This window comes from Staphylococcus sp. FSL K6-3157 (assembly GCF_038005145.1).
GTDB lineage: Bacteria > Bacillota > Bacilli > Staphylococcales > Staphylococcaceae > Staphylococcus > Staphylococcus equorum.
The window spans coordinates 2532271-2555377 of the sequence record NZ_JBBOSM010000001.1 but is presented as its reverse complement, the minus strand read 5'-3'; the positions used below and the strand labels follow the sequence as shown (position 1 = coordinate 2555377).

Sequence of the window (23107 nt, the reverse complement as noted above, 5' to 3'; positions counted from 1 at the left end):
AATTCCGCCTAATATATGTCATTACTAACAAAGAAAAACGCTTACATAAGTAATAAACTAATTATTAAAGATTAAAAATATAGTGACTAGCTTATTGAAGCAAAGGAGATATATATATGGAAAGACAGGGGAATGAAACGGCTTATGAGCAATCTTTCTTTGAAAAACGCGGTTATAATAAAGACATAATGCCGAAGACATCAACGCAGAGAAATAATTCTGCATTTAACTTTTTCACTTTATGGATGGGTGCTGTTCATAATATACCTAATTATACAGCGGTTGGTGGGTTTCTATTAATAGGATTATCACCATTGCAAGTAATATTTGCGTTGATTCTAAGTTCATTTGTTATTGCAATGTTACTCGTTGCTAATGGCTATGCTGGTTCTAAATATGGCATACCTTTTGCAATGCAATTACGAGATACATATGGCGATATCGGTGCTAAGTTACCGGGTGTGTTACGTGGTGTTGTTGCTGGAATTGCATGGTTTGGCTTACAAACATTTGCTGGTTCCCAAGCATTGTTAATTTTATTGAATAAAATTTTCCCAGGATTTGAACATATAGGAAGTGGGATAACAATATTAGGTATTTCAATACCTGGTCTTATCGCATTTTTGATTTTTTGGGCAATTAGTTTTGCAATTGGTTTTGGTGGTGGAGATATATTAAATAAATTCACTGCTCTATTGAATCCTCTGATTTATATTGTATTTGGTGGTATGGCTATATGGGGTCTTACTGTTGCTGGAGGTTTCAGTAATATCATGAATTATGAGATATCAACGAAGACAGATGGGATTATTTATCCAGCGATATTATCATTTGTTTTAATTTTTAACTCTTTATTAGGAGTTTGGGCTGGCCCGGGGTCAAGTGTTTCAGACTTCACTCAAAATGCAAAATCTACTAAAACTCAAATTATTGGCCAAATTTCCGGTATCGTTGTTGCCCATGTCTTATTCGCGATTGCGAGTGTGTTCATTATTATCGGTGGCTCAATTTATCTAGGACATCAAGAATGGAACATTTTAACAATCATTAATGAATGGAGTAATTTCTGGGCAATATTGATTTCGACAGGCGTTCTATTAATGACAACCATTTCTACTAATGCAACGAGTAATATCATACCTGCTGCATATCAATTGAGTGCATTACTACCTAAGTGGATTAACTATAAACGAGGGGTGGTCATTGCTTCGGTACTAAGTGTTGTCATTATGCCATGGAAAATGATGGAAAACGAAGATAGCATCTTTTTATTCTTAAATGCAATTGGTGCGATACTTGGTCCTGTTGCTGGTGTAATGATTGTACATTTCTATCTGGTATCCAAATGCCATATAGATATTGATAAATTATACTTTGACTTACATGACAAAAACGTAAAAGTACAAAGAATTAACGTTTCTGCCTACATTGCAACGATATTAGGTGTTGTGATATCACTATTAGGTTTCTTACCAGCGTTTACAGTGATTTCTGATTTTTCATGGTTTATAGGATTCTTTATATCCAGTTTAGTTTATATAGTATTGCATTATTCAGTTAAATTATTTTCAAAAAAACAAGAAGGAGTGAATTATAATGAAATATGATTTAATTTTAAAAAATGGATTAGTTATTTTAGAAGATAGTCAAGAGAATGTAGAAATCGGTGTCAAAGATGGCCAAATTGCTGCGATTGGACAAGATTTAGGTGAAGCGGAAACAGTAATTGACGCTCAAAACCAAATCGTTTCACCAGGTATGGTAGATGCACATGTTCATATCACTGAACCAGGTGGCGGTTATCGTGATGGTTGGGAAGGTTATGTAACTGGAACAAACGCAGCAGCTAAAGGTGGCGTAACTTCATTTATTGAGATGCCTTTAAATCAAGTACCTGCTACAACAGATAAAGCATCTATTCAAGCAAAATTTGATGCTGGTAAAGATGAACTTTCAGTAGATGTTGCAAGTTATGGTGGTTTAGTACCATATAACTTAAACGGAGGTATACAAGAATTAGATGAAGCAGGCGTTGTGGCCTATAAAGCATTTTTAGCAACATGTGGCGATCGCTCAATTGAAGGCGATTTTGAAAATGTGGATGACTATTCATTATACGAAGGTATGAAGCAAATTGCTAAAACAGGTAAAATACTTTCAATTCACTCTGAAAATGCAACGATTACAGATCGTTTAGGTGAAATTGCTAAAGCAAATGGCGAAACAACTTTAAGTGCATATGTCGATAGTCGACCAGTTTTTACTGAAGTTGAACCAATTCGTAAAATTATTTTATTCGCTAAAGAAACTGGTTGTCGTGTACACATTGTACATGTTGCTTGTGAAGAAGGCGTGGATGAAATTATCAAAGCGCAACAAGAAGGTGTTGATATTTCATGTGAAACTTGCACACATTACTTATATTTCTATAAAGAAGAATTAGATGATATAGGGCCAGTTGTAAAATGTTCACCTCCAATCCGAGAACAGTCTCGTTTAGAAGGTATGTGGAAACGTGTATTAAATGGTGATATTGGATTTGTTACTTCTGATCACTCTCCATGTACACCTGACTTAAAAGATACAGATAATGCCTTTGAGGCATGGGGCGGTATCGCTGGCTTACAAAATAATGTTGATATTCTATTTGATGAAGGTGTGCAAAAACGCAATATGTCATTAAATAAATTTGCAGATATTATTGCTACAGCACCTGCGAAACGTTTTGGGTTGGAAAAAAAAGGTAGTATTGCTGTTGGGAAAGACGCAGACTTCATATTAATCAAACCGAATGCACCATACACATTAGCAGCTGAAGATTTAGCATACCGTAATAAGATGAGCCCTTATATTGGTCGTGAAATTGGCGCGCAAGTGACGCAAACCATTCTAAGAGGCGAAGAAATTTACAATCAAGAAACTGGTGTTTCTGAAAAACGTGTGGGACAATTTATTTAAGATTGAAGTATTTAAAATATGGCAACTACTGCTTTATATAAATCATTTTTGAGCATTAAGTATATTAAAGTTTAACAACATAAAACGTCTTAAAATTATTTTAGGGTCTTTAAATAAAAAATAAGTCTAGGATAATTATGCTCCTAGACTTATTTTTTATAATCATTGATAAAATACTCCTTGCAAAAGTTTATGTTTCTCAGTGCCCTATTCAATAAGGAATAACTCCTTGAATTTAAAAGATTAATTTATGATTGAAACGAAATTAGTAACTAACTATTTCTATACTAGTTTCAATTATAAATAAGACAAGCAATGTAAGCGTAAATGCGCCTATAAATGCTGTGATTAAGAAATACATACTTGGTGCTATTAATAAAGACGTGCCTATAAATGCGCCTAAAACACCTGAAATCAGACTGACAATAACAGTGGGAATTGAGTTACTCGTTAACCAAAGTGATAAACTGATGCCTACAATAGCACCTACGATTAGTATAAGAATGATACTCATCAAAATCCCTCCAGTAGGTTATGATTTACGTCCAGTGTAACACCTATTTATAGACAATCTAGTACGAAGGCTTATAGTATTATTACACATGTTAGTTAACTAACATGTGTACAACCACTTTTGTAATGAAATGCTTGAGCTATTAGTGGTAATGTGATTAATAGGTTAAAAATAAAAGGGGAAAAGGAAATAACTCTAATTATTTAGCGATACTATAAAAAGATTCTTGAAAGTTAAACTTTTAACGAATAACTTTCGTATGTTTATTGAATACATATGTAAATATACATATAGGATAGGTATTTCTAGATACTGAATTTAAACTAAGGAGGGGACGGCATGATAGATGAAAATGATCTTTATAGATCAATAATCGATAAAAAGGACAGCGAAAGTTTAGAAATCCTATATGATCGATATGAGTCATTGTTATTTAATTTGGCTTATAAAATCACAAAAGATGTTCAATCTAGTGAAGAAGTTTTGCAAGATGTTTTCATGAAAATTTGGAATCAAAAAGCTATATTCAAACCAAATAAAGGGAAAATGTCGACTTGGCTTATTACGCTATGCCGAAATAAATCAATTGATATGTTAAGAAAGAATAAACATATTGAAAATGAGTTTGATGAGGATTTTCAAGGAATACAAAATGATCATCTACCAGAATATGACTTATTGGATAAGGAAGTGTCTGAAGAAATTAAAAAAATGATTTCACTTTTAAATAAAGACCAACAAAAGATTATTTATTTGTTTTATTATAAAGGTTTGAGTCAGCAAGAAATTGCTGATAAACTACAAACTCCACTGGGCACTGTTAAGAGTAGAATGAGGCTGTCAATTAAGCATTTGAACGATTATTCCAAAAAACATTTAAGAAGGGAGCGTGGAGAAAATGAAAGATAATAAAGTTGATAAGCTATATGATTATTTCAATGACAATCTGAGCGAAAGTGAAAAAGAGCAAGTTGAACAAGAATTAGATTTGTCATCTGAAAGCCATGAGACTTTAGAAGACCTAAACGTTCTTCACGATTCACTTCCTTATAGTAATAAAGAAATTGAACCGCCAACAGGTATGAAGAAAAGAATTTTAACGTCAGTGCTAGATGAAGAAAACAATTCAAACGAAGAAGCAGAAAAAGAACAACAAGAAGATGAACTTGATACAACAAGTGCAAATAACAATCGTGAAAATCAACAAACAGCGCATATTTCAAAACACAAAAAGAAAAAATCTAAAAGTGTTATTACCAAGCGTGTATCGATAGGCGTTATAGTAGCGCTATTGTTCTTATCTATTATAGGTAATGGCGTGCAATACTTTGGATATAAGGCATCTCAAAACCAATCACCTTCTATGATTAATACGAATGATGCGAAAGCAATAAACTTAAAGTCCATGTCTGGAGACGAAGTGCAAGGGCAAGCCTATCTGTCTGACTCTAGTAGTACAAAAGATAGAAAATTAATGGTTGAAGCCAATGATATTGAAGCAACAAAAGGTAATGAAGTTTATCAAGTGTGGATATTAAAAGGCGAGCAAGCACACCCTGCAGGCACGTTTGCGAGTGCGAATGATAAAGGTATGGTTGTTTTTGACTTGAGTAATGTAGATGTTGATAAAAAAGATAAAATAGCAATCACACTAGAACCATCACCTAATAATAAGCAACCTAAAGGACAAATGATTATGTCTAGTAATGAAATTTAACTAGGTTTTAATTTAGAAAAAATGATTTTGAAAGGATCACAAATTAATGTGATCCTTTTCTTTGGTTTATACGTATACTTTATAATTACTTTTTTAATATGCATATTTAAGTATTATAAAATAAACGATAAATGTTGGGTGAATATAATGAAAATAACTGTTGAAGACATATTATTAACAATTGGGGAAAATATAGTTAAGCGTTCATTAAGCGTAAAAGTGAAGACAGATAAGACCTGTAAAAAAATCACGTCAATGTATCAAGATATTCAGCAAGACACAATATTTATGTTGAAGTGCTCGGACAATACGGTTTATTATGCGGAACGTGCGAATGAAATGAAACCATTGATTATGATTACAGATGCGTCTCCGTCTGCTTTTAAAGATTTTGAATTTAATATGCCTGTTATTTATATTAATGATTTTCCTAACGTGGCTAATCAATTAGTGAAGTTATACTATGGAAGCGCCATTGACGCTTTAAATTTCATTGCAGTGACGGGTACAAACGGTAAAACAACAACCTGTCATATGATTGGTAATTTATTAACACAGTTAGATAAAAAAGTAGCCATCATCGGTACGATGGGCGTATTTGATAGTCATTATAACAAAATGAAATTTAACCATACGACGCAAACGACGCCGATGTATTTTGAAATGGGAGAAATCATAGATTATTTTTATCGTAAAAATTATGATTATATAGTTTATGAAGCTACTTCTATTGCTTTAGAACAAAGACGCATTGACTTCATTCAAAATGAGTTAGCAGTATTTACTAACTTTAGTCCGGAACATCTTGAATATCATGGCACAATAGAAAATTATTTAAATGCTAAGTTAAAGTTGGATGATCTAAGTAAATCGAATTTAGTAAATTGGGACACGACTGAATATAGAACTATAGCAAAAGATGATTTATATTTTTCAAATCAAGAAGAAACATATTACCAATATCATGCGGAAAATAGTCATATTGATATCGTCATCGATAGAGCGAAGTATTGTGTTCATCCTACATTTCAGGGCGGGCATAACTACATTAATCTAGCGACGAGTATGTTTGCATTGCATAAAATGGGTTTCGATATCGAAGCCATTATTCAAGCAGCTCATGTGATTGGTTCACCTTTACATCGTTTTCAAATTATTGACGTAGGTGCATATACGATTATTTTAGATTTTGCACATACGGCTTTAGCAGTTAGAGAATCAGTAAACAATGCTTTAGACTATACGGACAGTATAGGAAAAAAATTAAATACGATGATTACTGGTATAGGCTTAAGAGGTTTTGATAAAATTGCTTTGACTGTCGATGAGCTTCCTGATGGGGTGAATAAGTTGATGTTGGCTGCAGAGCAAGTAGGGTATGTAGATTCTAAACTTATCATCAAATTTATGAATCAACATTTACCTGATTGTTATAAAAAGCGTGTGGTTTTAAATGGATGTTCGAGAAAAGAAGGTATACGAGAGCTGCTATATGCCACAGATAGCAATAATGAAGTCATCCTACTTACTGGCATTAATGAACCACAGAACTTTAAAGGCAGTAAGTATGAACACGATGACCAATCATATATAGAGGAAATACTACAAATGGATGCTATTTAACTAAATTGGCATTTTTGTTGCGTACACTTTCTATGGGCACATCCTCACCTTGTAGTCTTTGGTGAGTGCTTTTTCCATTGGAGTCGGTCTTATAAACTGCCATCATTTCGTAATTATTAATATAACCACATTATAAATTATTATATAAAGCACAAAAAAAGGACCTATAATCAGGTCCTTTTTGTTATTGCTTATTAACTTATCATCACTTTCATTAAATAGCCCTGTTCGTCGAAGTGTGCTGTATACATACCATGATTTGTTTCATAAGTTATATATGAGCCGTTTTCTGTTTGTCCTTCGTCAGACATGTGGTTAGACATATGTGCTTTTTTGAACATTGCTTTGCTTACTGTATCTGCTTTAGTATCAAAAGTGATATTAACGACTTGACCATCTTTATTCATATCAACCATTGTGTCATTCACTTTTTTGCTTGTAGCTACATCTTTATCGTTTGTTGCAGCGTTAACTTTGTATCCGTCAATCATTACATTATCGTATTTTAATGCTCTTACAAAATCATAATCTTGAGTAAAATGGCCATCATATGTTGTGTAGCCTGTGTAATTATAATATGGCATCATAGCTTCTTCCATGTTACCCTTCATCATATTGCCTTGCATGTCGTTCATGCCTTGATCCATAGCCATATCGTTTTCCATTGGCATGGCTTGTTGTTGCATATTGTTGTTCATGTTATTTTCTTGAGGATTCATTGCATCTGCATGTGCAGTGTTATTTCCAATTACGCCATTTCCTGCTCCTACTAAAAATCCTGTAGCTGCGACTGTTGATGATAATACTAATAATTTTTTATTCATAATGCTTCACCCCTATTTTTAAAATTTTAAAGTAATTCATGTTGTCTAACCTTAATTCTCATGGGATTTTATCTACCAAATTAAATCCCAAATAAGCTTATACAACTAGCCCCCTTTTTAATTTCACTCAATAAATATACGTTTTCTTTTTAGATAAAGTTCACATTTTACAAAGTTTCTTCTGATTATTTTTAAAACGCTCTATTTATTCAATCTACTTACTGCTCTAAAGCACTGTCATAGAGCTGTATAACATAAAAACGGTTAATCATAACAAAAAGTTATAATCAACCGTTAAAGATATAAAATTCATATACAAGCTACATCATTCATAATAATTATAAAATGACCGTTACTTTTTCCCTAGTGAAGAATGCGATGGTAAGTGTGCCGCCTCATTATAATTTAAAATTGTGGCTTGCTCGCTCGTTAGTTTAAGTGTACTTAGACTGCCATTAGACAATCTCGGCGAATCAGTGCTAATTTCTCCATTAGAATAGTAAGAAAATACTGCTTTAATAAATGCGCCATGAGAAACAATTAGGATTTTTTGATCTTTGTATTGTTCTATAAGTGAATTTATCCCATTAAGAAAACGATTTGTTACGACGTGAGCTTGTTCTTTATTTGGGTAAAGTTGATCGGGATATAACGCTGTACGTTCTTCTGTTGATAATCCCTCAGCATCACCGAATGAAATTTCAATAAAAGCCTCCATTTCTATTAAAGGTATAGTAAGTTGTTGCTGAATAATTTCAGCTGTCTTTTTTGCTCTCGCTAATGGGCTCGTGATGATAATATCCCATTCTGAATGATTTAGAAATTGGCTGCATGCTTTTGCTTGTTTAATGCCTGTATGGTTTAAAGGTACGTCTGTGCGACCTTGTAATTTCCCTACTGAATTCCAATCTGTTTCCCCATGTCTAATAAAACAAATTTCCGTCATTGATATCAACCTTTATAATTTTGTATTTAAAAAAGTCTTAATAATCATACTTTCGCTTTTGCAATAAGTATCTCATTCAAAGATATAATTTTCAAAAAATCATCCCTTAATCCTTGATAGAGAAAAGAGTATGTAATTTTTTAACTAAGTTTCACATATATATTCAAAAGTTGACGAACCATTTAATTTACGAAACATTTCTAATTATCTAGTATTACTTCTATATGAGCTAACTCGATTGTTGTATCAATATATACTTGAATTCCTTTAGCGATTTGTTGTTCTGTGATGGATTCTTCTGGAGAATGGCTAATACCTTTTTTACAAGGTATGAATATCATACTTGTCGGACAAATTGGTGCGAAGTTCATAGCATCGTGACCTGCACCACTATACATATAATGGAAACTAAAATCAGATTGAAGACAGCTTTGTTCAGTGATTTGAGCCATCTTTTTGTTGAAAATACGCGGTTGATCTTGTCCTAAATCATCTAAATGATAGCTTGCATTACGTTTGTTAACAATAGTTTGAATATGCTGTCGGATTTCTGATACTACTTGTTCTCGTACTTCTAGATTTTTTCCACGAATATCAATTAATAATGTCACTTCTCCTGGGATAGCATTCATCGTATTTGGATAGATATTCGCATAGCCTACTGTAGTGACAATGCCTTGATCATGATAGGTTTGTCCTATTGATTCAACACTTAAAATGATTTCTGAGGCCGTAGTTAGCGCGTCTACTCTCATCGGCATAGGCGTGGAACCAGAATGACTTGTCACACCTTGAATCTTTAATTTGAAACGATGGGGCGCAGCAATAGCAGTCACAATACCAATATCTTTACTGTTTTTTTCAAGGATAGGTCCTTGTTCAATATGCAGTTCTAAAAATGCCTTGATTTCATTGCGTTCAAATAGTGCTGCCCTACCATGCATATCTTGGGACAAAGGTTCAATGACATCATAAAGCACATTGCCTTCGTTGTCTTTAATGTATTTCATGTCAGATTTGGTCATTTTACCTGTCAGATATTTACTTCCTAAAGTTGCTTCGTTAAATCTTGTTGATTCTTCACAAGCAAAAGCAATCACAATAATTGGGTGATCTGTTTCTATATTATGTTTGTTTAAATGTTCAATAACCTCTAGTGCGCCTAATACACCTAGCAATCCATCATATTGGCCACCGTCTCTTACAGTATCAATGTGAGATCCTAAAACTACTGGCTTTAAAGAAGGATTCTTACCCTCTCTGCGTGCGATGACATTTCCGAAGAAATCAAAATATACATCTAATCCAGCTTTTTGACATAACATAGAGAATTTTAAGGCGGCTAGTCTCTCTGGATGTGTAAAGGCAATACGATTAATGCCACCATTTTTTTCATTTCGAGCAAAATTATTAAACGTTTGAAAATTATCTAAAACATTTTGTAAATTCACTATAAACATCCTCCTTTAGTTAAATGAGTTGATTTAAAAAATCTACGACTTTTTCATATAAATGAATATTGGTTTCATTTACTACTCTATCGAAATCGTGCTGATTGGAATTTAAAGATTCGATTTGGCAGTTACTCACGTTTTGATAAATATGTTCACTTTCTGAGTATGGTACATCGGGATCATTCTTACAATGTACAATGAACATTGGTGGAAATTTTTTTAATTGTTGAGGTGAAATATTGTAATCACTTTGAGTTGAAGTCTGAATGTCTAAATAATCTAGCCATTTAGCTTCTCCACGTGCATGTATATAAATAGGATATCTGTCTTGCATAGGACCAGAGGTTAACGGTTGCTGTTGAATCAGTTGATTAAGTATCTCAGGAGTGATTTTAGATGATAGTGTTTGGTACTGTGAATTTGGTCTTAAGAATGATGGCACATGTACACGACAATAACCATAAAAATCAACGATGCCATCAACCTGACGATGTGTTGAGACAATCATTGCTAAAAATGCACCTGCAGAACGACCGAATGTAAATAATGGCAATGATGGATAGCGTTGCTTAATCGCATCATATTGTAGTAAAGCATCACTAATGATTGTATTCATATTACTTTCAGGTGCGAGACGGTAAGAAACTAGAACGAGGTGAAAGTCTTGTGATAGTACGTCAATGTAAGGCTGTGCTAAGTCATAGGCATTACCAAAGATTAATCCACCACCATGAAAATAAGTGATAACGCCTTTTGCATGTTTGCTTTTTGCTTCAATAACTGTGAAAGGTAAGGTGAATCCATCTTCAGTTATTATTTCAGAATGATATTGAGACAAACCTATCATCCTCCTATATATAATTTGCTAACTATAGTATCTCAAAGAAATGTTTAGAAGTATTTGTATAAATCGAATAAAAGTCTTACCCATTATTGTTAGAAATGTGAATGATAACTAAAATGTAAACGCTTATAATTGGTTATGAAATGAAAAAGGAGTTGAATTTAATGGACATACGATCTTCTTTTGAATCTTTAGATAAAAAATTCACCGCTTTTGGTGGATTAGACGGTGGCGGTATTACGCGCTTACTGTATTCAGATGAGTGGTCAAATGCTGTACATGAATTAAAACATACATTAGAAAAAGAAGGGTTTGACGCTAGTTTTGATAGTGTTGGCAATTTAAAAGGACGTATTGAAGGTAGCAAATATCCCGAAGAGACAATTATGTCTGGCTCACATATTGATACAGTTGTTAAAGGGGGCCATTTAGATGGTCAGTTTGGTGTGTTAGCAGCGTTAGTTGCAATGCAATCATTGAAAGCTGAGCATGGTCAACCATTACGTTCACTTGAAGTCCTGGCATTAGCTGAAGAAGAAGGTAGCCGCTTCCCGTATGCTTTTTGGGGAAGCAAAAATTTCTTTAACTTAGCGAAAAGTGAAGACGTGAATGACATTGCTGACGGTGAAGGTATTAATTTTAAAGCAGCGATGAACAATGCTGGATTTGATTATCGCAATGAAGATAATGATTATAGCTATATTAAGTCATTTATTGAAGTACATATCGAACAAGGCAAAGTATTGGAAACCGAGAAGAAAGCAATCGGCGTCGTCAATGGCATTGTTGGACAAAAACGTTACACGATTAATTTGAAAGGTGAAGCAAATCATGCCGGAACAACACCGATGGGATTAAGAAGAGATGCGGTAGTTGCTTTTAGTAAAATCGCAACAGAGCTAACTGATAAAGCAAGAGCGATTGGTGACCCACTAGTTATTACTTTTGGTCGTGTTGATCCAGTGCCAAATACAGTGAACGTAGTGCCAGGTGAGGTTACTTTTTCAATTGATTGTAGGCACATCGATCAAGAAGCGTTAAATGATTTTGCGAAAACGATTGATGATTGTATCAGAACTATATCAGAAAAAGAAATCGTCGAATGCGACATTAACTTGTGGATGGACGAAGCACCGACCATGATGGATGAAAGCTTAGTTAAAATAATAGAACAAGCAGCTGAGCAAGTAGTTGGTTCCGAAGATAATAAGGTGATGTCATCAGGTGCAGGACACGATTCTCAAATCTTTGCCAAATATCTACCTTCTGCAATGTTGTTTGTCCCATCTATTAATGGTGTGAGCCATAATGTTACAGAAGAAACTAATATTGAAGATTTGGTTAAAGGTATTGAGGTCCTTAAACAAGTGTTGTATCAACTTGCTTACAAAGAATAAGTATTAAATGAGTATTGATTAAAATAGTTGAATTGCGCAGCAATTTTCAATGAAAAAATGATTATAAAATAATAATTACAAAAGAGAAAAGGAGTAATGTTTTTATGGGTTATTTAAACCACAATCAAGGTTATAGAGAAGGATTACTAGAAACACGTTCAGTAATTAAAAAGGATAACTACGCAGTAATTACACCAGATGGCTTAGTTAATAATGTAGTACCAGGTTTTGAAGACTGTGATGTATCAATCATGGGATCTCCAAGATTAGGCGCTCGTTTTGTCGATTATTTAGTTACTTTGAAAAATCAAGGCGGCAATAAACAAGGCTTTGGAGGTAACGGTGTGCAAACATTTATCTATGTAGAATACGGTAATATTAATGTATACGCAGATGATAAAAAGTATGAGTTAAGCGCAGGCGGTTATTTATATGTTCCAGCTCATCAAGTTATGACGTTTGAAAACAGTAACCAAAATAATGATAGTAGAGTATTTTTATATAAAAAACGTTACCAACCATTAGAAGGATACACACCAGAAGTAGTTACTGGAAACGTTAATGACATGGTGCAAGAACCGTATGAAGGTATGGAAGAAGTTAAAATCTTAGATCTTTTACCAAAAGAACTTGCATATGATATGAATATTCATATTTTATCATTTAAACCTGGTGCGTCTCATGGGTATATCGAAACACATGTACAAGAACACGGTGCTTATATCTTAAGCGGACGTGGCATGTACAACTTAGATAATGAATGGATGCCAGTTGATAAAGGAGATTATATCTTTATGGGTGCCTATGCGCCTCAAGCGACATATGCAGTAGGTTTAGATGAACCATTTGCATATATCTATTCAAAAGATGCTAATAGAGATATTGAAATTTAAGGAAGGTTGTTAACGATGGAAGAAGAGACGTTAGTATATGTTGAAAGAGATAAATTACGTGAACTGTTCAAGAGAAAATTGACGCAAGCTGGTCTTCCTGAAGTACAAGCAGACAAAACGGCTGACCTTATGATATTTGCTGATGAGCGTGGCATCCACTCTCATGGGTCCGTGCGCATGCAATATTATGCAGAACGTATTTCAAAGCAAGGTTATAATTTAGAACCTAGTTTAGAATTTACGCAAAATGGACCTTCAGCTGGAACTTATTTTGGAGATAATGCAGTAGGACATTATGTTGCGTATCAGGCAATGGAAGAAGCTATCACCATGGCTGAGAATAGTGGTATTGGTATGGTAGGTGTCAAAGAAATGGGTCATAGTGGCGCTATTGGCTACTTTGCAGAACAAGCTGCAAAACGAGGAATGGTAGCTATTACAGTATGTCAATCAGATCCAATGGTTGTACCATACGGTGGTACGAAGCCTTACTTTGGCACGAATCCTATTGCATTTGCTGTACCACGACAATCGGGCGAACCTATTTTGTTCGATATGGCAACAACAGTGCAAGCATGGGGGAAAATCTTGGATGCGCGTTCCAAACATAAATCAATCCCAGATACATGGGCGGTGGACAATCAAGGAGAACCGACAACCGACCCATTCGAAGTGGCGGCATTATTGCCAGTTGCAGGTCCTAAGGGATACGGACTAATGATGATGGTTGATATCTTAGCAGGTAGCCTCCTAGGATTGCCATTTGGTCAACATGTCACTTCAATGTATAAGGATTTAAGCCAGTACCGTAGATTAGGGCAGTTTCATATTGTAATAAATCCAGCTTATTTTGGAGATAAAACATTATTTTTAGAAAAAGTCTCTGAAATGGTTGATGAGTTACATGACATCAAACCAGCACAAGGATTTGAACAAGTCTACTATCCTGGGGAAATCCAGGAAACAGTCAAACATCGTTATGCTAAAAGTGGTATTCCAGTCGCTGAAAGTATTTATGACTATTTAGTATCAGAGCAACTGTATTAAATAAAACTAAAGGAAGTGAAATGGGAACGTTATGAAATGTATGATGGTCTACATTTAAAGACCAAGCTTACTCTCCCAAGTAGCTTCCTTTTTAATGCAATAAATAGACTAAAGGTAGATAAAACTTAGTGGAATTGACTATAAAGTGAGGAGGTTTTCGTATGCGTGTATCTAAAGAACAATTACTTGAACTCATGAAAAATAAATTGGTAAAAGCTGGATTAAACGAAAGTGCGGCACAAGATGTTGCCGATGTATTGACGTTTGCAGATCACAGAGGTATCCATTCTCATGGTGCTGTCAGAGTTGAGTATTATGCAGAACGTATTGCTAAAGGTGGCATAACAGCTAATCCAAACTATCAATTTGAACAAACAGGACCTTCAGCTGCAGTCTTTGAAGGAGACAATGGCCCTGGTCAGCAAGCTGCGAAACAAGCGATGGAAAAAGCTATTGCAATGGCTAAAGAGAGTGGAGTTGCAGTTGTTGGTATGAAGCACATTTCTCATAGTGGGGCACTTGGTTATTTCGTCGAAATGGCTGCAAAAGAGAATATGGTTGGTATTAGTATGTGTCAATCAGATCCAATGGTAGTGCCGTTTGGTGGTACAGAACCTTATTTTGGAACTAACCCGATTGCATTTAGTGCGCCATCGAATGACGACCGTATCATTACATTTGATATGGCAACAACAGTGCAAGCGTGGGGGAAAGTGCTTGATGCGAGAGCGAAACATTTATCTATTCCAGATACATGGGCAGTTGACGCACAAGGTGAGCCTACTACTGACGCTAGAGATGTACATGCACTCGTTCCAGTAGCTGGCCCTAAAGGTTATGGCTTAATGATGATGGTCGATATCCTATCCGGTAGTTTATTAGGTGTACCTCATGGTGTACACGTATCATCAATGTATAAAGATTTAACCAAAGGACGAGATTTAGGCCAATTGCATATTGTAATAAATCCGGAATTTTTCACTGATTTAGAACTATTTAAGACGCGTATTTCAACTATGTTAGATGAGCTTAAAGCACAGCCTGCTGCAGAAGGATATGGTGAAATTTTCTATCCTGGTGAACGTGGCCGTATGCGCAGTGAGAAATATGATGAAGATGGTATAGAAATTGTTGATGACATCTATGAATACTTAGTTTCGGATGATGTGCATTATGATCGCTACCACGGAAAAAATAGATTCGCAGAATAATAATGGAGGCATAAGATGTTATACACAATAATTAAAGAAAATACGTATCAAGACTCAATTGTATTAATGCTACTATCAAATAAATTATCTGCTATTGAAGGTGTTAATAAAGTATCTATTATGATGGGAACACCTGCTAATAAAGATATATTTAAATCATCTGGATTAGGAACACCTGAGTTAGAAGAAGCGAAACCAAACGACATTGTCATCGTTGTGGATACTGATGATAAAGATAAGGTTGAAGAAGTTGATCAAGAAGTAGAAGCAGAATTAAAAGGTAAAAATGAAAGTGACGATAAATCACAAAAACAAGATGAAGCTTCAAACTGGAAGCGCGCGTTAGAATTAGCTAATAATCCTAATCTTGCGTTAATTTCTATTCCTGGACAATATGCAGCTATGGAAGTAGAAAATGCTTTGAACCACAATTTAAATGTCTTTATGTTCAGTGACAATGTTGCTAAAGAAGATGAAGTACGTCTGAAAAAACTTGCTCATGATAAAGGATTACTCGTTATGGGACCAGACTGTGGTACGGGGATTATTCATGGTTTACCACTCGCGTTTACTAATACAGTTAACCAAGGTGATATCGGCGTCGTAGGTGCATCAGGTACAGGTATTCAAGAAGTTACAACGATTATCGATAGAGAGGGTAAAGGTGTAACGAATGCATTAGGTACAGGCGGACGTGATTTATCAACTGAAGTTGGTGCAATTACAATGTTAGATAGCATAAAAGCTTTAAATTCAGATCCAAAAGTTAAAGTGATTACTGTTATTTCTAAGCCGCCAGCTAAAGAAGTAGAAGAAAAAGTGTTGAATCTATTACGTAACATTGATAAACCAGTCGTTACTTTATTCTTAGGTTCAAAACCTACGTATACTGAAGAAAATATTTATCATGCGTACACATTAGAAGAGGCAGCTCGTATTTCTGTGCAACTTTCAAATGATGAAACGCCACAATTCAAACCACATGTGAAAGAGAATATTTCGGTGACTTTAAATGCACAACAAAACGGTATCAAGGGTTATTACTCTGGAGGTACTTTAGCATCCGAAGCAGCAATGTTAGTTAAAGATACATTAGGTGATGATTCAACAGATGCAACGCCAGAAGGTTACTCATACAAAGGTGGGAATCATGAAATCATTGATCTAGGTGATGATATCTATACTCAAGGTAGACCACACCCAATGATTGATCCATCAAAACGTATTGAAATGTTAGAAACATCATCAGCTGATCCATCAACTGCAGTCATTATGTTAGATAATGTCATTGGTTATGGTAGTCATGATGATATGGCAAATGAATTAGCGCCAACAATTAAGAATATTCTTCAAAAAGTAAAAGAAGAGGGACGCTCTTTAGCAGTATTAGCAACTGTAGTTGGAACAGAGCATGATCATCAAGATTATCATGCACAAATCAATACTTTAGAAGCAGCTGGAGCTGTAGTATGTGAAACAAATGACCAAATGGTACGTACAGCGTTAAACATTATTTGTAGCAATGTGACGCAACCAAACCGTGAAATAAAATCTTTTGAAGTAGAGCAAGTAGATTTAACTGTCGATGAGAAAGTGATGAATTTAATCAATATGACACCTAGCGTAATTAATATTGGACTACAAAGTTTCACATCAGCGATTCAAGATGGTGGAGCAGAAGTTGTACAGTTTAACTGGCGTCCAATTGCTGGCGGAGACGAAAAACTAATGAAAGTACTCCAATATTTAAATAATTTCGAAGGAGAGACGGTATAACATGGGTTACAAAACAATAGATGAAGCAAACCAAGCAGTTATAGATAAAATGATTGCTGCAGCACCGTTTTTAGTAGATGTAGTGCCAGCGAAATCAAAAATTCCTGAATTAACAGAGCATGTACTGTTACATGCGGGACCACCGATTAAATATGAAAATATGACAGATCCAATGCAAGGTTCATGTGTAGGTGCTATCTTGTTTGAAGGATGGGCGAACAATGAAGAAGATGCACGTGCATTACTAGAAAAAGAAAAAATTACATTTATTCCGTGCCATCATGTTAAAGCTGTTGGACCAATGGGTGGTATTACCTCAGCAAATATGCCGGTCTTAGTTGTAGAAAATAGAGAAACTGGTAATGAAGCATACTGTCAAATGAATGAGGGGATCGGTGCAGTCTTACGTTTTGGCGCTTACAACGAAACAGTAGTGAACCGCTTGCACTGGATGAAAGATGTCCTGGGTCCTGTACTTAGTAAAGCTTTAAAACAAATGAAAGATGGCTTAAACGTCAATGTGTTAATTGCGAAAGCTATTGCGATGGGTGATGAATTCCACCAACGTAATATTGCCGCTTCATTAGCATTTCTAAAAGAGGTAACGCCAATTATCGCTGCATTAGATGATATAGAACAAGAAAAACGTACAGAAGTGCTTCAATTCTTAGCTGATACAGATCAGTTCTTCCTTAATGTTGCTATGGCTACAGGTAAAGCAATGATGGATGCTGCACGTACAATAGAACACGGTACAGTTGTTACTGCATTATGTCGTAATGGAGAAAACTTTGGTGTGCGCATCGCTGGTATGGGCGACGAATGGTTTACTGCACCGGTAAATACGCCTCAAGGTTTATACTTCACAGGTTATTCTGCAGACGATGCTAATACGGATATTGGTGACTCTGCAATTACTGAAACAATCGGTGTAGGTGGTATGGCAATGATTGCTGCACCTGCAGTAACAAGATTCATTGGTACAGGTGGATTTGATGATGCTCTAGAAATCAGTAATGAAATGACTGAAATTTGTATCGGTGAAAACCCTAACTTTGCAATCCCTACATGGAACTTTAGAGGTGCATGTTTAGGTATAGATGCGCGTAAAGTAGTAGAAACAGGAATCACACCCGTAATTAATACAGGTATTGCACATAAAATTGCGGGTTACGGTCAAATTGGCGCTGGAACAGTACACCCGCCAATCGAATGTTTTGAAAAAGCAATTACGGCATTTGCAGAAAAATTAGGCTTTAAAGCGTGATTTTTCATGTGCGTTCAATAGGGCCAATTGCCCAGGAAATACTTGAACAACAACAAGGTTTTTATGTGCATAGTATTTTTGAAAAAGGCTTCAACATTGTCAATGGTGATCAAAAACTTATTTTTATAGGTAGTGACGAAAATGGTACGTTTCCATTTGGCGTTACTGTAGACCATCAAACTAAAAAACAACTGTTAGAAAACATCGCTGTGAAGCAACCTATAAAAGTAACTGCAAATGCAATGTTTATTAGCGATAATTGTCAATTGGTTTGGCGTGATCAAGCGTTACATGCGAGTAGCGTTGAGGTGAATTCAAATCCATTATTATGGTCAAAGTTGCATGAAAATATCACAACATATGACTTTTCAGAGTATAACAATGGAGATTTTTCTTATTTGAAAATGCAGTCCATCATGGAGACATTGAAACAAGAAGATGATAAGGCAGTTGAATCTTCATTACGTTATTTGATAGGAAGAGGACAAGGTTTAACTCCTTCAGGTGATGATATCTTAACAGGTATGCTATTTGTACATTTCATAAATCCTTTTATATTTGATGGGAATTTTGAGGTTATACAGGAGCTTATTCAAGAACAGTTAACAACAATAGTTGCTACAGCCTTTTTGGATAGTGCGTTAAAGAAATTGTTTAGTTCGAAAATATTAGTGTTGCAACAACAACCAACGGTGTACCACATGAACCAACTGTTAGAAGTGGGATCATCATCTGGGAAAGATACATTGTATGGGATATTTATAGCAACAACTTTAAGGAGTGGAGCGTATGAGTAAACGTGTAGTATTAGCTTTAGGTGGGAATGCAATTCTTCAACCAAATCAAGCAGCGTCATACGAAAATCAATATAATAATGTGTATTCAGCTACACGAAAAATGGCTGAATTAAAAGCACAAGGACACAATATTGTAGTTACGCATGGTAATGGGCCTCAAGTAGGGAATATTATTGCACAAAATGAAGCGGCTAAAGACACTGTCGAGCCTTTACCAATTAATGCTTGTAATGCGGAATCACAAGGCTTTATAGGATATATGATGGAAGAATCATTAAAAAATCATTTGAAATCTTTAAATATCGACAATAATGTAGTAACGTTATTGACAATGGTAGAAGTAGATAAAGATGATCCTGCATTTAATAATCCAACTAAACCTATTGGTGTATTCTTTGATGAAATAGAAGCACAACGTTTAGAAGAAACGCATGGTTTCGTAACGGTAGAAGACGCAGGTAGAGGATATCGTCGCGTCGTTCCTTCACCGGAACCATTAGTTATTCATGGTGTGGACCAAATCAAGTTACTTATTGACCAAGCAGTCGTTATTTCTTCAGGTGGTGGCGGTATTCCGGTCTATAAAGATGACAATGGTAATATTCAAGGTGTAGAAGCAGTAATTGATAAAGACCGTTCAGGTTTAAAATTAGCAGAACAAGTTGATGCAGATGCATTTGTGATGTTAACTGACGTTTCAAACGTATGTGTTAACTTTGGAAAACCAAACGAAGAAAAACTAAAAACGATTTCTGTTGAACAAGCGAAGCAATATGTTGCTGAAGGACAATTCCCAGCAGGCAGTATGTTACCTAAGATAGAAGCAGCAATTCAGTTTGCTGAAATGGGTAAAGAGGCCATTATTTGTTCATTAGATGATGCGATAGACGCTTTAGCAGGTAAAGCTGGCACTCGCATTTTACTTGAACCATCAATAGAAGCGGTAAATTAATCGTAAAAAGTAATATGAACAAAGTGATACTGCTTTGATTGAAGTGCATAATAAACATTATAAAACACTGATTGTTCATTGTATTTTTATTATAATTTTTTAATCAGCAAGTTGTTTTGTGGGGCGGGAATGGTAATCTAAATTGAAATGTTAGATTACTGTCCCGCTTCATCATTATATAATTATAAAAAAGAGATTTAAGAAAGGTGGTATAAGATGACTGACCCATACCGCATCAATAAAGTTAATAATAATTGGGGCGTAATACTTGCGATTGTATTTATTGCTTCTACATTACGTGCGCCATTAACGTCGGTCGGTCCTGTAGTTGATGAAATTAAACAAGTTATGGAAATTAATAACAGTGTTGCAGGCATCTTGACTACGATACCGCTGATTATTTTTGCAATTGTTTCGCCATTCGTTTCAAAAGTAACAGCTCGATTAACCATGTCTCGTACAATATTGTATTCTACGATGCTACTCATTGTTGCACTATATTTACGTATTGCAGGAGATTTCACTTTGTTCTTAATTGGCACGGTCATTCTTGGAATTGCTATTGCATTCGGCAACGTGGTGTTACCAAGTTATGTTAAATGGTATTTCCCGATGCAAATTGGTCTAGCTACTGGTATTTATAGTGGAACAATGAATTTTACCGCTGGCTTAGGTGGTGGTTTAAGCTTTCCGCTGTCAGAAATAACACCATTAGGTTTTAGATTGTCATTATCATTTTGGATTCTTTTTGCGATTATTGCAATCATACTGTGGATACCTAAAGCACGAAAAGGTGTGCAGTTAGAGAAGGCAACGGCGATAACGAATCAACAAGATAGACCCAAAAAAGTAGCTATCACGAAATCTAAACTGGCGTGGATGGTTGCCTTGACGATGGGCTTCCAATCGATGGTATTTTATACCGTAGTGGCTTGGGTGCCATCAATTCTTGTAGATAGAGGATTAGATCCTTCTACGGCAGGATATTTGTTAATGCTCAATCAATTTTCACAAGTGCCAATGACCTTTACATTTCCAATCATCGCATCTAAATTGAAAGACCAACGCATATTAGTCGTGATTATTACGGCGTTGTTCTTGGTAGGATTTAGCCTATTCTTTACACAATCATTAGTGCTACTGATTATTGGTATTATCATTGCAGGATTAGCGATGGGTGCTTGTTTCAGTTTATGTATGACTTTCTTCTCAATTCGAGCGCGTACAAGTGATGGTAGTATTTCATTATCTGGTTTTGGTCAATCTGTTGGCTATTTAATTGCTGCTGTTGGACCATTCTTGATTGGTTATCTTCATGATGCTACGGAAAGTTGGGATTCAGGTATTATTGCCTTGATTGTGATGTCAGTGTTATTCTTTATTTTTGGTTATCCAGCTGCTAAAAATAAAGTTGTAGAAGATCACTAATAAGTATTATTGATGTGATATTTATATAACACTATTTTCTGCTGTCATCTTGATTCATTTAAGTAGTTAATTACTGCATAATAAAAGGAGAGACTTAGACATTGATTAATATCTAAGTCTCTCCTTTTGGTTTTCTTTATGCGTAATAAGCTAATAGTGTATCAATAGCTTTTTCTGGATTTAAATTTTGTACGCCTTGATGTGCTAGGTAAAGTGAAAATATAGATAAGAATGTTAAGATGTTTTGTTTTTCAATAGCATAACCCATGATACCGATTCTCCAAATTTTACCATGTAGTTCACCGAAGGACCCTGCAATTTCAATGCCATAATTTTTTAGTAAGCCTTCTCTAAATTTACTGTCATCTGCACCATTTGGAATGTTAACACAGATGACCATTTTCATTTCATTTGTCTCATCACCAAATATTTCTAAACCTAAAGCTTTCAATGCTTGTTTCAAGCCTTCTTGGTGATATGCATGACGTTCAGCACGGGCTTCAATGCCTTCAGTCAATGCTATTTTTAGACCAGTATATAGCGCGTAAATTGACGTTGTTGATTCTGTGTGATGGTTTAATCGCTTAGGACTCCAATAATCTTGTAATTGTGTTAAATCGAGATAATTACTGCGTATAAAATAATCTTGTTCTGTACTTTCATTTGAACGGATACCAAGTTCTACGCGTTTACGTTTATTGATTTCTTCACTAAATCTGTCGTTAAATGTGATAGGTGTAATGCCTGAAGGTATAGATAAACATTTTTGTGCACCACCGATGACGGCATCTAGTTCCCACTCATCTACCGGAATGACCATACCTTGATATGTAGCTACTGCATCAACTACTGAATAAATACCACGTTCTTTACAAGCACGACCTAGTTGATCAATCGGTTGTAAGCGACCAGTAGAAGTTTCACCGTGTACAATTGCAAGTACTTTCGGTTTGACGGTATCTAAAGCGTCTATAATTTCTGCTTGATCAAAAACTTCACCCATCGGTTTTTGAATATTATGTACGACGCCGCCTGCACGAGTGACAAGTTCAGTGAATAAGTAGCCAAACCTACCAATAATTGGGACGAGTACGGTATCACCAGGTTTGACGATACTAGCGATAATGGCTTCTAAACCTGCACGGCTTGTTCCATCGATAGGAAATGACCATTGATTGTCTGTTAAAAAAGATCTTCTAATGAGTTCCATCGTTTTATTCATTATGTCTACAAAATCATAATCAAATTGCCCTAAAATTGAATTAGACATTGCTTGAGAGACACGAGGGTCTACACTTACGGGGCCAGGGGTCATAATTAATCTTTTGTTTATTTTTAAATCATCCATATTATTAACCTCATTTTCTATAAATAATGTCAGTATATACTATACTCTAATAAATAACATTGTTAATCGTCAAAAATGATGAAAAATAATTTGTTATTTGTGAGAATATTA

Annotated in this window: 20 protein-coding genes; 14 read left to right on the top strand and 6 right to left on the bottom strand. The window is 35.2% G+C overall.

Annotated elements, in window-relative coordinates; genetic code table 11:
- Window positions 1–116: 116 nt before the first annotated feature.
- Both allW and allB read left to right on the top strand, forming a co-directional pair.
- Window positions 117–1607 (top strand): allantoin permease, encoded by a 1491-nt coding sequence (gene allW / locus MHB47_RS12350; RefSeq protein WP_340756973.1) that lies wholly within the window; start codon window positions 117–119, stop codon window positions 1605–1607.
- Window positions 1597–2958: an allantoinase AllB gene (gene allB, locus MHB47_RS12345; RefSeq protein ID WP_340756971.1), complete on the top strand. Its 1362-nt coding sequence runs from the start codon at window positions 1597–1599 to the stop codon at window positions 2956–2958. The genes allW and allB overlap by 11 nt, the downstream gene beginning before the upstream one ends.
- 265 nt (window positions 2959–3223) lie before the next feature.
- Here the strand turns inward: allB and MHB47_RS12340 are convergent, their stop codons facing one another.
- Window positions 3224–3472 (bottom strand): hypothetical protein, encoded by a 249-nt coding sequence (locus tag MHB47_RS12340; protein ID WP_340756969.1) that lies wholly within the window; start codon window positions 3470–3472, stop codon window positions 3224–3226.
- 339 nt (window positions 3473–3811) lie between these two features.
- Here MHB47_RS12340 and MHB47_RS12335 point away from each other — a divergent pair, with 339 nt between their 5' ends.
- The 3 genes from MHB47_RS12335 (at window position 3812) to MHB47_RS12325 (ending at window position 6812) form a co-directional block, all read left to right on the top strand.
- Window positions 3812–4381 carry an RNA polymerase sigma factor gene (locus tag MHB47_RS12335; RefSeq protein ID WP_069816724.1) on the top strand — a complete coding sequence of 190 codons (570 nt, stop codon included), beginning with the start codon at window positions 3812–3814 and terminating at the stop codon, window positions 4379–4381.
- Window positions 4371–5189 carry an anti-sigma factor gene (locus MHB47_RS12330; RefSeq protein ID WP_340756965.1) on the top strand — a complete coding sequence of 273 codons (819 nt, stop codon included), beginning with the start codon at window positions 4371–4373 and terminating at the stop codon, window positions 5187–5189. Before MHB47_RS12335 ends, MHB47_RS12330 begins: the two co-directional genes overlap by 11 nt.
- 147 nt (window positions 5190–5336) lie before the next feature.
- Entirely contained in the window at window positions 5337–6812 is a 1476-nt protein-coding gene (locus MHB47_RS12325; RefSeq protein WP_340756963.1) for a Mur ligase family protein, read from the top strand.
- Window positions 6813–7006: 194 nt separating this feature from the next.
- Here the strand turns inward: MHB47_RS12325 and isaB are convergent, their stop codons facing one another.
- From isaB to MHB47_RS12305, 4 genes are all read right to left on the bottom strand, one after another.
- The gene (gene isaB, locus MHB47_RS12320; RefSeq protein ID WP_340756961.1) at window positions 7007–7636 is read right to left on the bottom strand and encodes an immunodominant staphylococcal antigen IsaB family protein; all 630 of its coding nucleotides are present in this window, start codon (window positions 7634–7636) and stop codon (window positions 7007–7009) included.
- Window positions 7637–7988: 352 nt separating this feature from the next.
- Window positions 7989–8582, bottom strand: a complete 594-nt coding sequence (locus MHB47_RS12315) for a histidine phosphatase family protein (RefSeq protein ID WP_340756959.1) — start codon at window positions 8580–8582, stop codon at window positions 7989–7991.
- A 200-nt stretch (window positions 8583–8782) separates the two neighbouring features.
- On the bottom strand, window positions 8783–10033 hold the full coding sequence (locus tag MHB47_RS12310) for a M20 family metallo-hydrolase (RefSeq protein ID WP_445684156.1): 1251 nt from the start codon (window positions 10031–10033) through the stop codon (window positions 8783–8785).
- A 19-nt stretch (window positions 10034–10052) separates the two neighbouring features.
- Window positions 10053–10883: an alpha/beta hydrolase gene (locus MHB47_RS12305; protein WP_340756956.1), complete on the bottom strand. Its 831-nt coding sequence runs from the start codon at window positions 10881–10883 to the stop codon at window positions 10053–10055.
- 161 nt (window positions 10884–11044) lie between these two features.
- On the opposite strand from MHB47_RS12305, the gene allC reads away from it, so the two are divergent.
- The 9 genes from allC to MHB47_RS12260 all read left to right on the top strand — a co-directional run bounded on the left by allC (window position 11045) and on the right by MHB47_RS12260 (window position 21648).
- Window positions 11045–12277, top strand: coding sequence for an allantoate deiminase (gene allC, locus MHB47_RS12300; protein WP_340756954.1), 1233 nt, complete (start codon window positions 11045–11047; stop codon window positions 12275–12277).
- Between the two features lie 104 nt (window positions 12278–12381).
- Window positions 12382–13170 carry a (S)-ureidoglycine aminohydrolase gene (allE, locus tag MHB47_RS12295; protein ID WP_340756952.1) on the top strand — a complete coding sequence of 263 codons (789 nt, stop codon included), beginning with the start codon at window positions 12382–12384 and terminating at the stop codon, window positions 13168–13170.
- A gap of 15 nt (window positions 13171–13185) precedes the next feature.
- Window positions 13186–14217, top strand: coding sequence for an ureidoglycolate dehydrogenase (gene allD / locus MHB47_RS12290; RefSeq protein ID WP_340756950.1), 1032 nt, complete (start codon window positions 13186–13188; stop codon window positions 14215–14217).
- Window positions 14218–14378: 161 nt separating this feature from the next.
- Complete coding sequence (gene allD, locus MHB47_RS12285; protein WP_340756947.1) at window positions 14379–15428, top strand: ureidoglycolate dehydrogenase; 1050 nt, start codon at window positions 14379–14381, stop codon at window positions 15426–15428.
- Between the two features lie 15 nt (window positions 15429–15443).
- Window positions 15444–17204, top strand: a complete 1761-nt coding sequence (locus tag MHB47_RS12280; RefSeq protein ID WP_340756946.1) for an acyl-CoA synthetase FdrA — start codon at window positions 15444–15446, stop codon at window positions 17202–17204.
- 1 nt (window position 17205) lies between these two features.
- Complete coding sequence (locus MHB47_RS12275) at window positions 17206–18471, top strand: YlbE family protein (RefSeq protein WP_340756944.1); 1266 nt, start codon at window positions 17206–17208, stop codon at window positions 18469–18471.
- Between the two features lie 8 nt (window positions 18472–18479).
- A complete protein-coding gene (locus MHB47_RS12270) occupies window positions 18480–19268 on the top strand; it encodes an oxamate carbamoyltransferase subunit AllH family protein (RefSeq protein WP_340756942.1) in 789 nt (262 codons plus the stop codon).
- Window positions 19261–20220, top strand: a complete 960-nt coding sequence (gene arcC / locus MHB47_RS12265) for a carbamate kinase (RefSeq protein WP_340756940.1) — start codon at window positions 19261–19263, stop codon at window positions 20218–20220. Before MHB47_RS12270 ends, arcC begins: the two co-directional genes overlap by 8 nt.
- A 216-nt stretch (window positions 20221–20436) precedes the next feature.
- On the top strand, window positions 20437–21648 hold the full coding sequence (locus tag MHB47_RS12260; protein ID WP_340756938.1) for a CynX/NimT family MFS transporter: 1212 nt from the start codon (window positions 20437–20439) through the stop codon (window positions 21646–21648).
- A 136-nt stretch (window positions 21649–21784) separates the two neighbouring features.
- Here MHB47_RS12260 and MHB47_RS12255 read toward each other — a convergent pair whose 3' ends face one another.
- On the bottom strand, window positions 21785–22996 hold the full coding sequence (locus MHB47_RS12255; protein WP_340756936.1) for a pyridoxal-phosphate-dependent aminotransferase family protein: 1212 nt from the start codon (window positions 22994–22996) through the stop codon (window positions 21785–21787).
- Window positions 22997–23107: the final 111 nt, after the last annotated feature.

Coding starts and splice junctions, on each gene's coding strand:
- allW (WP_340756973.1), top strand. CDS start 117: ATGGAAAGACAGGGGAATGAAACGGCTTATGAGCAATCTTTCTTTGAA.
- allB (WP_340756971.1), top strand. CDS start 1,597: ATGAAATATGATTTAATTTTAAAAAATGGATTAGTTATTTTAGAAGAT.
- MHB47_RS12340 (WP_340756969.1), bottom strand. CDS start 3,472: ATGAGTATCATTCTTATACTAATCGTAGGTGCTATTGTAGGCATCAGT.
- MHB47_RS12335 (WP_069816724.1), top strand. CDS start 3,812: ATGATAGATGAAAATGATCTTTATAGATCAATAATCGATAAAAAGGAC.
- MHB47_RS12330 (WP_340756965.1), top strand. CDS start 4,371: ATGAAAGATAATAAAGTTGATAAGCTATATGATTATTTCAATGACAAT.
- MHB47_RS12325 (WP_340756963.1), top strand. CDS start 5,337: ATGAAAATAACTGTTGAAGACATATTATTAACAATTGGGGAAAATATA.
- isaB (WP_340756961.1), bottom strand. CDS start 7,636: ATGAATAAAAAATTATTAGTATTATCATCAACAGTCGCAGCTACAGGA.
- MHB47_RS12315 (WP_340756959.1), bottom strand. CDS start 8,582: ATGACGGAAATTTGTTTTATTAGACATGGGGAAACAGATTGGAATTCA.
- MHB47_RS12305 (WP_340756956.1), bottom strand. CDS start 10,883: ATGATAGGTTTGTCTCAATATCATTCTGAAATAATAACTGAAGATGGA.
- allC (WP_340756954.1), top strand. CDS start 11,045: ATGGACATACGATCTTCTTTTGAATCTTTAGATAAAAAATTCACCGCT.
- allE (WP_340756952.1), top strand. CDS start 12,382: ATGGGTTATTTAAACCACAATCAAGGTTATAGAGAAGGATTACTAGAA.
- allD (WP_340756950.1), top strand. CDS start 13,186: ATGGAAGAAGAGACGTTAGTATATGTTGAAAGAGATAAATTACGTGAA.
- allD (WP_340756947.1), top strand. CDS start 14,379: ATGCGTGTATCTAAAGAACAATTACTTGAACTCATGAAAAATAAATTG.
- MHB47_RS12280 (WP_340756946.1), top strand. CDS start 15,444: ATGTTATACACAATAATTAAAGAAAATACGTATCAAGACTCAATTGTA.
- MHB47_RS12275 (WP_340756944.1), top strand. CDS start 17,206: ATGGGTTACAAAACAATAGATGAAGCAAACCAAGCAGTTATAGATAAA.
- arcC (WP_340756940.1), top strand. CDS start 19,261: ATGAGTAAACGTGTAGTATTAGCTTTAGGTGGGAATGCAATTCTTCAA.
- MHB47_RS12260 (WP_340756938.1), top strand. CDS start 20,437: ATGACTGACCCATACCGCATCAATAAAGTTAATAATAATTGGGGCGTA.
- MHB47_RS12255 (WP_340756936.1), bottom strand. CDS start 22,996: ATGGATGATTTAAAAATAAACAAAAGATTAATTATGACCCCTGGCCCC.